This is a genomic window from Bradyrhizobium sp. LeoA1Lang, from assembly GCF_055413685.1.
The window spans coordinates 1-9,396 of record NZ_JBVAPG010000232.1; the positions used below are offsets into that span (position 1 = coordinate 1).

Consider the following 9,396-nt stretch of genomic DNA (forward strand, 5'->3'; position numbering starts at 1 on the left):
TTGGCCAGCGATCATCCGATCGCATCAAACAGGCCGGACATATGGATGCAAGCGATCCGATCACCTCAAAAGCTCTTGTGCCACGGGGGCCGTCCACATATGGGTCCCCGCCTTCGCCGGGACGACGGCGGTGTGCACGGAATGGTAAGATGGGTGGAGCGAAGAACCCATCATCGCGCGGCTTGCTCCATCGCGATGGGTTTCGCTTCGCTCGACCCATCCTACGCGCATCGCACTTCGCCGTGCCTGCAAAAAAGGAATGGCCCCTTGCGGAGCCATTCCTGTCGCGCCTCAGTAGCCGTAGTTCTGATGATGCTTCTTGATGATCACGACCTTGTCGTGATGGCGATGATGCCAGCCGGGGCCGCGCATCTCGGCGTGGGCGCCGCGCCAATGACGATGATGGTCGCCACGCTTGATCACGACCGTCTCTGCATTGGCGATCGACGGAATTGCAACGGCAATCGCGCCGAGCGCTGCAAAGACATAAGCAAGCTTCTTCATGATGTCCTCCTCAGTGTGCCGAGACTAAACGGTACGTCGTGCGGAAACGTTCCGCAGGAACCAGAGGAGAATCCTGAACAACTGTTCAGCAAGCGTGGATCGAAAATGCCTTCAGCCCTGCGCGCGCTCGATATTGCCGCTGCGCGTCGGCACGCCGAATTCGCGCCGGCAGACGTCGGCGAGCACCGCCACGCCTTCGCGGATCTGCTGATGCGAGGGGCTCGCGAAGCACAGCCGCAGCCGGCTGCCGGACCACGCCTTGTTGGTCGACCATTCCGGTCCCGGATTGATGGAGACGCCGGCGGCGAGCGCCGCCTGGTAGAGTTTCAGCGTATCGACATGATCCGGAAGCTTGACCCACAGAAAGATGCCGCCCCTCGGCTCCTCGAATTCCGCCACGGTGCCGAACTGCTCGTTCAGCGCCTCCATCAGCGTATCGAGCTTCTTGCGCAGGCCGCGCGTCAGCTCCGGCACATGGGTCGCAAAATGCGGCGCGCAATATTCGGCGAGCACCATCTGCTCCAGCGCGCCGGAGCCTGCATCGGTCTTCAGCGCCAGCATCCGCGACATCACCTCCCAGGGTGCGACGATGAAGCCGACGCGCAGGGCAGGCGCGATCGATTTCGAGAACGAGCCGATATGGATCACGCCGCCATGCTGGCTCATGGCGTAGATCGCGGGCGGGCGCTCGCCGCTCCAGGTGAGGTCGGCGTAGCAATCGTCCTCGAAGATCGGCACGCCATACTCGCGCGACAGCTTCAGCATCTCGGCGCGGCGGCTCTCCGGCAGGATCGTGCCGGTCGGGTTCTGCACGGTCGGGATGGTGTAGATATATTTCGGCGTGATGCCGCGCCGCTTATGGTCGGCGAGCGCGGCAGCCAGCGCATCGATCCGGATGCCGTCCTGGTCGAGGGGAATGCCGACGGCGTTGACGCCGAGCCGCGTGAGCCGGTTCAGCGAGCCCTGATAGGTCTCCTGCTCGATCAACACGGTGTCGCCCCGCGCAAGCAGCGTGTGGTTGACGAGGTCGAGCGCCTGCAGCGAGCCCGAGACGATCAATATGTCATCGGCCGTGCAGACGATGCCGGCGTCGCGCTTGAGCTTGCCGGTGAGGAATTCGCGCAAGGGCCGATACCCCTGCGGGCCATGGGCGAGGTTGTAGGTCGCGAGCGCCTTGCCCTCGCGCTTCAACACCGCGTTGACCGCCTCGATCAGCCCGTCGACCGGAACCCCATCCGGATCGTTGTTGCCGCCGACGAAGCTGTACTTGGCAAGCCCGGTCCACTTGGCGGCCGCCGCCGGCAGGCCGGCGGGCAACAGCGGCGCGAAATCGAATTGGGTTGAGGCGGACATGGACATTCACTCCCGTGTTGTTGTCATTGAGAAGGCCCAAGTGAAGTGGAAGGCCCTCTTGCTAGTTCTTGCCGACGATCCTGATCGGTCGCCCCTGGCTGATGAAGGCATAATGCCCCGGGCCGACGCTGCCAACCATCAGCGCTTCGACCGCGGGTTCGGCGATCTCGCCGGCTGCGGCCCAGTCCACCACGAAATTGGCGCCGGTGCCGCCGCGCACGTCGGAAATGGGGATGAAGACCTCGATGGTTGCGAACGGCTTCAGCGCGATCGGCGCCTTGAGGTAGCTTTCAACCGGCTTGCCTTCGGTGTCGAAATAGGCGATCCGCTTCAATACGAGGGGCTTGGTCTCGGAGGTGTTGTGGACACTCAATGTCACCGAGAAATCGGCCCTGAGCCTGCCTTGGCTCATCGAGACACTGGAATAGACTGGGACATAGAAAGAGCCGGAAACGGCGAGATTCTCGGCGGGAACAGCCGTCAGCGAACTCGCAAAACCCTGCTCGATGCTGCCGTTTTGCGCCATGGAGGGGCGGGATGCGGTCAGCGATGCCAGAATCGCCAGAAACAGGCTAAGGGCGCGGATGTGACAGATTGCTCGTTTGACCCCCGTGCTTGGGTCTCTAGGTTGCGATGAGGAGAAGCCCCAAGACATGCATGAACTTATAGGTGATATTACTTTAAGCATCCTGTTCGCCTGGGTGCTCGGCCTGTTAGCTCATTTCTCCCGGCAACCCCTGATCCTGGCCTACCTTATCGCCGGGTTTTTGATTGGTCCATTCGGCACGGGTCTGGTCAAGTCCCAGGAATCGATCAGCGTCATATCAGAGCTCGGCCTGATCTTCATGCTGTTCATGATCGGGCTCGAGATCGACCTGAAGAAGATCGTCCGCGCCGGCAAGGTGATCCTGTTCGCGGCCGGCGGCCAGCTCCTGGGCGGCTGCCTGCTCGGCATCCTGTTTTTCGTCGGCACCGGGCTGTCGATGGGCGGCGGCGGCAAGTTCGACGCGCTTTATCTCTGCGTCGCCTGCGCGCTCTCCTCGACCGTGATCATCGTCAAGGTGCTCTACGAGAAGCGCGAGCTCGATACGCTGCCAGGCCGCATCACGCTGGGCGTGCTGGTGCTGCAGGACATTTTTGCGATCCTGTTCCTCGCGGTGCAGCCGAGCCTCGACAACCTCCAGGTCGGCATCATCCTGCTTTCGATCCTGCGCGTCGGCGTGCTGGTGGCGACGGCGCTGGTGCTCAGCCGCTACGTGCTGCCACGGCTGTTCCAGCAGATCGCGCGGCGCCCCGAGCTGATCCTGCTCGGCGCGCTTGCCTGGTGCTTCCTGATCGGCGAGGTCGCCGAACGCCTGCATCTGTCGCGCGAGATGGGCTCGCTGGTCGCCGGGGTGTCGCTGTCGACCTTCCCTTATGCGCTCGACGTCACCGCCAAGGTCACGACCCTCCGTGATTTCTTCATCACGCTGTTCTTTGTCGCGCTCGGGATGACCATCCCGGTTCCCGGCCTCTCGGTGATCGGGCTTGCGCTGTTGATTGCGGCGTTCACCGTAGTGAGCCGCCTGGTCACGACGTTCACGCCGCTCTATCTGATGAAGCAGGGCTTGAGGGCCAGCCTGCTGCCGGCGATCAACCTGGCGCAGATCTCGGAATTCTCGCTGGTGGTGATCCAGACCGGCGTCGCCGCCGGGCATATCTCCACTGCGACATCGAGCGCCGCCTCCTTCGCCTTCGTGGTGCTGGCGGTGTTGAGCACCTTCGCGATCACCAGGAGCAGCGAGATCACCCGTTCCCTGATCGGGCGGTTGAAGCGGATCGGGCTTCGCGACCTCGACCAGGTCCACCCTGCGGAAGGGGGCGGTCAGGAGGCCGGCCACGGCGAGAGCCGCCGGATCGTGATCCTCGGCTTTTTCCGCGCCGCCAGCGCCCTGCTCAGCCAGATCGAGCGGCAGAACGAAGCGCTGTTGGAGCAGATCAGCGTCATCGATTTCAACCCGCTGGTGTTCAGGACCTTGAAAGATCGCGACCTGCAGGTGATCTATGGTGATATCAGCAATGTCGATACGCTGGTGCATGCCGGCATCGGCAAGGCCGAGATCATCATTCTGAGCGTGCCGGATTCGCTCCTGGTCGGCGCCAACAATGAGAAGCTGGTCCGCCATGTCCGGAGCCTCAATCCGACCGCCAAGATCGTCGCGACCGCCGATTTCCTGGCCGATGTGAACGATCTCTACGTGGCCGGGGCCGACTACGTGACGGTGACGCGGATCAGCGACGCGAGCGAGCTGTTCTCGGTGATCGAAGCCGCCGATGCCGGACTTCTGGAAGAGAAGCGCGCCGCGATGGATGCGCAGCTCGCCGAGCGACGGGAGGTGTTGCCTTGAGATACGGCCTGGTATGCCTGCCGACGCTGTTCTGGCCTGCGGATTGATGCTGGCGCGGGCTGCCGGTTCCGGCTAATGCACTGCCAGCAAAAAGCGAGATTTTGAGACATGGCCGATACGATCCAGGAAGTGTTGCAAGCCTTTGCGAAGGGCGAACTCGTCGTCGTCACCGATGACGACGACCGGGAAGGCGAGGGCGATCTGATCGTCGCCGCGTCGCTCTGTACCGCCGACAAGATGGCCTTCATCATCCGCCACACCTCTGGCATCGTCTGCGCGCCGATCACCACCGACGACGCGAAGCGGCTGCGGCTCGACCCGATGGTCGCGCACAACGATTCCAGCCACACCACTGCCTTCACCGTCTCGATCGACTACAAGCCCGATGGCGGCACCGGCATTTCGGCAGACGAGCGCGCCTCCTGCTGCCGTGCGCTCGCCAATCCCAATGCCGGCGCCAATGATTTCGCCCGGCCGGGCCACATCTTCCCGCTGATCGCCCGCGATGGCGGCGTGCTCCTGCGCTCCGGCCATACGGAAGCCGCGGTCGATCTCTGCAAGCTCGCCGGCCTGCCGCCGGTCGGCGTCATCAGCGAATTGATGAACGACGACGGCACGGTGATGAAGGGTGCGCAGGTCGCCCGTTTTGCCGCCGCCAACAACCTCAAGCACGTCACGATCGCCGACCTGATCGCCTATCGGCAGGCCCGCGAGAAGCTGATCGAGCGGGTCGCGACGTTCACGACCGACAGCCCGATCGGCCCGCTGCAGGGCTATGCCTACCGCTCGCCGTTCGACGAGATCATGCACGCCGCCTTCGTCTATAACGGCATCGGCGACGGCAAGAACGTGCTGACGCGGTTGCACAAGCCGAACATCGTCAAGGACATCTTCACCGGCGGGGCTCGCATGGAAGCCGTTCTGCGGCAGTTCAAGAAGGCCGGCCGCGGCGTGCTGGTTTACTTGCGCGACGGCGCCGCCGGTGTTCCCGTCGAGCCCGTCGGCGCGACGCAGACCGCGGAGGCCGATCGCAACCGGCAATGGCGCGAGGTCGGCGTCGGCGCACAGATCCTGCGCGATCTCGGCGTCACCTCGATCCGCAACCTCACCTCGTCCGTGCATGACTACAAGGGATTGTCCGGTTTCGGTATCGAGATCGTCTCCAACGAGAAACTCGAATGCTGACGAAAGTCATTCCGGGCGCGCGTAGCGCCAGCCCTGAGGGAACCCAATGCAATTGCGCTTCCACTCACGGCGCTTTAATTTAACGGGTAATTCCGAAACGACGATGCGAAAGGGATTTTCATGAGCGTGCGCCCCCAGGCCAAGGACAAGCCGGCAGCGGCTTCTTTCCAGTGGGATGATCCGTTCCTGCTCGATGACCAGCTCACCGAAGACGAACGCATGATCCGCGACACCGCGCGCGCCTATGCGCAGGACAAGCTGTTGCCGCGCGTCATCAATGCCTATCTGGAAGAGAAGACCGATCGCGACATCTTCAACGAGATGGGGGAACTCGGCCTGATCGGCGTCACGCTGCCGGAGGAATATGGCTGCGCGAATGCAAGCTATGTCGCCTATGGCCTGGTGGCGCGTGAGATCGAGCGGGTCGATTCCGGTTATCGCTCGATGAACTCGGTGCAGTCCTCGCTGGTGATGTACCCGATCTATGCCTATGGCGATGAGAACCAGCGCAAGAAATATCTGCCCAAGCTCGCCACCGGAGAATGGGTCGGCTGTTTCGGCCTGACCGAGCCGGATGCGGGTTCCGATCCCGGCGGCATGAAGACCCGCGCCGAGAAGGTTTCCGACGGCTACCGGCTGACCGGCAGCAAGATGTGGATCTCGAACGCGCCGATCGCCGACGTCTTCGTGGTGTGGGCCAAGTCGGCCGCGCACGACAACCAGATCCGCGGCTTCATCCTGGAGAAGGGCATGAAGGGCCTCTCCGCGCCGAAGGTCGGCGGCAAGCTTTCGCTGCGCGCCTCCATCACCGGCGAGATCGTGCTTGATGGCGTGGTGGTTCCGGAGAGCGCGCTATTGCCCAATGTCTCCGGTCTCAAGGGTCCGTTCGGCTGCCTCAATCGCGCCCGCTACGGCATCTCCTGGGGCGCGATGGGCGCCGCGGAGGACTGCATGCACCGCGCGCGTCAATATACCCTCGACCGCAAGCAGTTCGGTCGTCCGCTCGCCGCCACCCAATTGGTGCAGAAGAAGCTCGCCGACATGGAGACCGAGATCGCGCTCGGCCTGCAGGCCTCGCTTCGCGTCGGCCGGCTGATGGACGAGGGCAAGATGGCGCCGGAGATGATCTCCATCGTCAAGCGCAACAATTGCGGCAAGGCGCTCGACATCGCCCGCATGGCGCGCGACATGCACGGCGGCAACGGCATCCAGATCGAATACCACGTGATGCGCCACGCCGCGAATTTGGAAACCGTGAACACCTACGAGGGCACTCACGACGTCCACGCGCTGATCCTGGGCCGCGCCATCACCGGTATCCAGGCGTTTTCGTAAGCGCTGAAGTTGTGGAGCGATATGTAACCCCTTGCTCCGTCATGGCCGGGCTTGTCCCGGCCATCCACGTGTGAGCTTCCGGAAAGAAAGCGCGTGGATGCCCGGACAAGCCCGGGCATGACGAAATCAGCGTCAGGTGTTTAGCCATGGCCGACAACGACGACATCCCGTTCAACCGCGATTTTCCGCTTCAGCCCGGCGTGGTCGACGAAGCCCGCCCCGGCGTGCGGCGCGTTCTCTGCAACAATCCGAGCGCGTTCACCTTCACCGGTACGGTCAGCTACATCGTGGGCAAGGGCAATGTTGCGATCATCGATCCCGGCCCCGACGATGAAGCGCATGCCAGGGCGCTCTTGGATGCCGTGCGCGGCGAGACCGTGACGCATATCCTGGTCACCCACACCCATCGCGACCATTCGCCGAACACCGCGCGGATCAAGCAGGCGACCGGCGCGCCCGTTTATGCCGAGGGCCCGCACCGCGCCTCGCGGCCGCGGTTCGAGAGCGAGAAGCATAATCCGGAGTCCGGGGCCGACCGCGACTTCAGGCCGGACGTCGAGGTCAAGAACGGCGACGTGATCGAAGGTTCCGGCTGGGCGCTGGAGGCGGTGGCGACGCCGGGCCATACCGCCAATCATCTGGCGTTCGCCTGGCCGGAACGCGGCATCAATTTCGTCGGCGATCACGTGATGGGCTGGTCGACCTCGATCGTGGCTCCGCCGGACGGATCGATGATCGACTACATGGCTTCGCTGGAACGGCTGGAGCAGCGGCCCGAGGAACTCTATTTCTCCGGCCATGGCCCCGAAATTACCGAAGGGCCGCGCTACGTCCGCTTCCTGGCGCGACACCGAAAGGCGCGCGAAGCCTCGATCCTGCATCGCCTCGCCAAGGGCGAGGCCGACATCCCGACCATGGTGCGCGCGATCTATATCGGCCTCGATCCGCGGCTAACCGGCGCTGCCGGCTATTCGGTGCTGGCGCATCTGGAGGATCTGGTCGCCCGAGGCATCGTCACGACCGACGGCGATCCGGTGATCGGAGGAACGTACCGGCTGGCGTGAAGCGCAAATGACGGATGGGACGCTCCATCCGCCATTCGCTTACGTCGTGCGCGTTAGTGCGTCACCAGCGGGCAGCCGCCCTTGTCGAGCGGACGGAACGCTTCGTCGCCGGGCACGGTGGCGAGCAGCTTGTAGAGGTCCCATTCGCCCTTGGACTCCGAGGGCTTCTTCACCTCGAACAGGTACATGTCATGCACCATGCGCCCGTCGATCCGGATTTTTCCGTTCTTGGCGAAGAAATCGTTCACCGGCGTGGCCCGCATCTGCGCCATCACCTTCGGCGCCTCGTCGGTGCCGATGGCCTCGATCGCCTTCAAATAATGCATCGTCGCCGAATAGAGCCCGGCCTGGATCATGGTCGGCATGTGCCCGACCTTCTCATTGAAGCGCTTTGAGAAGGCCCGCGTCTCGTCATTCATGTCCCAATAGAAGGCGTCGGTGACGATCAGGCCCTGGGTCGCCTGGATGCCGAGCGAATGGGTGTCGGTGATTTCCTGCAACAGCGCGATCATCTTCTGGCCGCCCTGGGTGATGCCGAACTCGGCGGCCTGCTTCAGCGCATTGGTGGTGTCGCCGCCGGCGTTCGCGAGCGCCACGACCTTGGCCTTCGAGGCCTGCGCCTGCAGCAGGAAGGAGGAGAAGTCGGAGGTGTTGAGCGGGTGGCGCACCTCGCCGAGCACCTTGCCGCCGCTTTCCTTGACGACGTTGGCGGCGTCGCGCTCGAGCGCCATGCCGAAGGCATAATCGGCGGTGACGAAGAACCAGGTGTCCTCGCCGCGCTTGACCATCGCCTTGCCGGCGACATTCGCCAGCGCATAGGTGTCGTAGGTCCAGTGCACGGTGTTGGGTGAGCAGGCGACGCCGGTGAGGTCGGACGAGCCGCCGCCGGAGTTGATATTGATCTTGTTCTTCTCGCGCGTCAGCGCCGAGATCGGCAGTGCGACCGAGGAGGTCGGCACGTCGAAGATCGCATCGACCTTCTCGTTGTCGTACCAGTTTCTGGCGATGGCAACGCCGACGTCCGGCTTGTTCTGGTGATCGGCGAAGACCACCTCGACCGGCTTGCCCTTCACCTTGCCGCCGTAATCGGCGACCGCCATCTGCACCGCGGCGACCGAGCCCTTGCCGGTGGCATCGGCATAGAGGCTGGACATGTCGGTGAGCACGCCGATCCTGACCACGTCGTCGGAAATCTGGGCATTGGCGGCGCCGCCGGAAGCGGCAAGCGCGAGACCCGCCGCAAGGGCGGCCGCAAGCGGTTTCATCGTTTCTTCTCCCTGGCTTCTTGTGGAGGATTATCATTAACGCCGCCAGTTCTATCCGGTGCCATTAGGGCGGCAAAGCCCGGGACCGCGAACAAGGCCGCAGGCGAGGTTTGCACGCGCGCAGCCCGTAGCCCGGGAGGAGCGGAACGCGCAACCCGGGACGTCCGCATTCGCATTCACTGGAGTGCCCCCCAAAAGTGAGACACGGGAAATTAGGGACAGTTCTCTAACGGAGAACGTATGCCCAACAAATCCCCCCGTGTTTTCAGCCGAGAGTTCAAGCTTGAGGCGGTTCGCCGCATT

8 protein-coding genes are annotated in these 9,396 nt (G+C 63.5%); 4 read left to right on the forward strand and 4 right to left on the reverse strand.

From position 1 onward, the window contains the following. Positions 1 to 291: 291 nt before the first annotated feature. From ACZYOF_RS39795 to ACZYOF_RS39805, 3 genes are all read right to left on the reverse strand, one after another. Positions 292 to 504, reverse strand: a complete 213-nt coding sequence (locus ACZYOF_RS39795) for a hypothetical protein (RefSeq protein ID WP_463719166.1) — start codon at positions 502 to 504, stop codon at positions 292 to 294. A gap of 111 nt (positions 505 to 615) precedes the next feature. Next, complete coding sequence (locus tag ACZYOF_RS39800; protein ID WP_463719167.1) at positions 616 to 1,857, reverse strand: aminotransferase-like domain-containing protein; 1,242 nt, start codon at positions 1,855 to 1,857, stop codon at positions 616 to 618. Positions 1,858 to 1,918: 61 nt separating this feature from the next. Beyond that, positions 1,919 to 2,383: a DUF3124 domain-containing protein gene (locus ACZYOF_RS39805; RefSeq protein ID WP_245476704.1), complete on the reverse strand. Its 465-nt coding sequence runs from the start codon at positions 2,381 to 2,383 to the stop codon at positions 1,919 to 1,921. 127 nt (positions 2,384 to 2,510) lie between these two features. On the opposite strand from ACZYOF_RS39805, the gene ACZYOF_RS39810 reads away from it, so the two are divergent. The 4 genes from ACZYOF_RS39810 (at position 2,511) to ACZYOF_RS39825 (ending at position 7,828) form a co-directional block, all read left to right on the forward strand. Beyond that, positions 2,511 to 4,244, forward strand: coding sequence for a cation:proton antiporter domain-containing protein (locus tag ACZYOF_RS39810; RefSeq protein ID WP_463719168.1), 1,734 nt, complete (start codon positions 2,511 to 2,513; stop codon positions 4,242 to 4,244). A 108-nt stretch (positions 4,245 to 4,352) separates the two neighbouring features. Then, positions 4,353 to 5,429 carry a 3,4-dihydroxy-2-butanone-4-phosphate synthase gene (gene ribB, locus ACZYOF_RS39815; RefSeq protein ID WP_463719169.1) on the forward strand — a complete coding sequence of 359 codons (1,077 nt, stop codon included), beginning with the start codon at positions 4,353 to 4,355 and terminating at the stop codon, positions 5,427 to 5,429. 120 nt (positions 5,430 to 5,549) lie between these two features. Beyond that, positions 5,550 to 6,764 carry an acyl-CoA dehydrogenase gene (locus tag ACZYOF_RS39820; RefSeq protein WP_130582802.1) on the forward strand — a complete coding sequence of 405 codons (1,215 nt, stop codon included), beginning with the start codon at positions 5,550 to 5,552 and terminating at the stop codon, positions 6,762 to 6,764. A gap of 146 nt (positions 6,765 to 6,910) precedes the next feature. Then, positions 6,911 to 7,828 (forward strand): MBL fold metallo-hydrolase, encoded by a 918-nt coding sequence (locus tag ACZYOF_RS39825; RefSeq protein WP_394567324.1) that lies wholly within the window; start codon positions 6,911 to 6,913, stop codon positions 7,826 to 7,828. A gap of 53 nt (positions 7,829 to 7,881) precedes the next feature. Here the strand turns inward: ACZYOF_RS39825 and ACZYOF_RS39830 are convergent, their stop codons facing one another. Further along, positions 7,882 to 9,093 (reverse strand): ABC transporter substrate-binding protein, encoded by a 1,212-nt coding sequence (locus ACZYOF_RS39830; RefSeq protein WP_463719170.1) that lies wholly within the window; start codon positions 9,091 to 9,093, stop codon positions 7,882 to 7,884. Positions 9,094 to 9,396: the final 303 nt, after the last annotated feature.

Bases quoted from the DNA above. Each gene is read 5' to 3' on its own strand.
- ACZYOF_RS39795 (WP_463719166.1), bottom strand. From the start codon at position 504: ATGAAGAAGCTTGCTTATGTCTTTGCAGCGCTCGGCGCGATTGCCGTT.
- ACZYOF_RS39800 (WP_463719167.1), bottom strand. From the start codon at position 1,857: ATGTCCGCCTCAACCCAATTCGATTTCGCGCCGCTGTTGCCCGCCGGC.
- ACZYOF_RS39805 (WP_245476704.1), bottom strand. From the start codon at position 2,383: ATGGCGCAAAACGGCAGCATCGAGCAGGGTTTTGCGAGTTCGCTGACG.
- ACZYOF_RS39810 (WP_463719168.1), top strand. From the start codon at position 2,511: ATGCATGAACTTATAGGTGATATTACTTTAAGCATCCTGTTCGCCTGG.
- ribB (WP_463719169.1), top strand. From the start codon at position 4,353: ATGGCCGATACGATCCAGGAAGTGTTGCAAGCCTTTGCGAAGGGCGAA.
- ACZYOF_RS39820 (WP_130582802.1), top strand. From the start codon at position 5,550: ATGAGCGTGCGCCCCCAGGCCAAGGACAAGCCGGCAGCGGCTTCTTTC.
- ACZYOF_RS39825 (WP_394567324.1), top strand. From the start codon at position 6,911: ATGGCCGACAACGACGACATCCCGTTCAACCGCGATTTTCCGCTTCAG.
- ACZYOF_RS39830 (WP_463719170.1), bottom strand. From the start codon at position 9,093: ATGAAACCGCTTGCGGCCGCCCTTGCGGCGGGTCTCGCGCTTGCCGCT.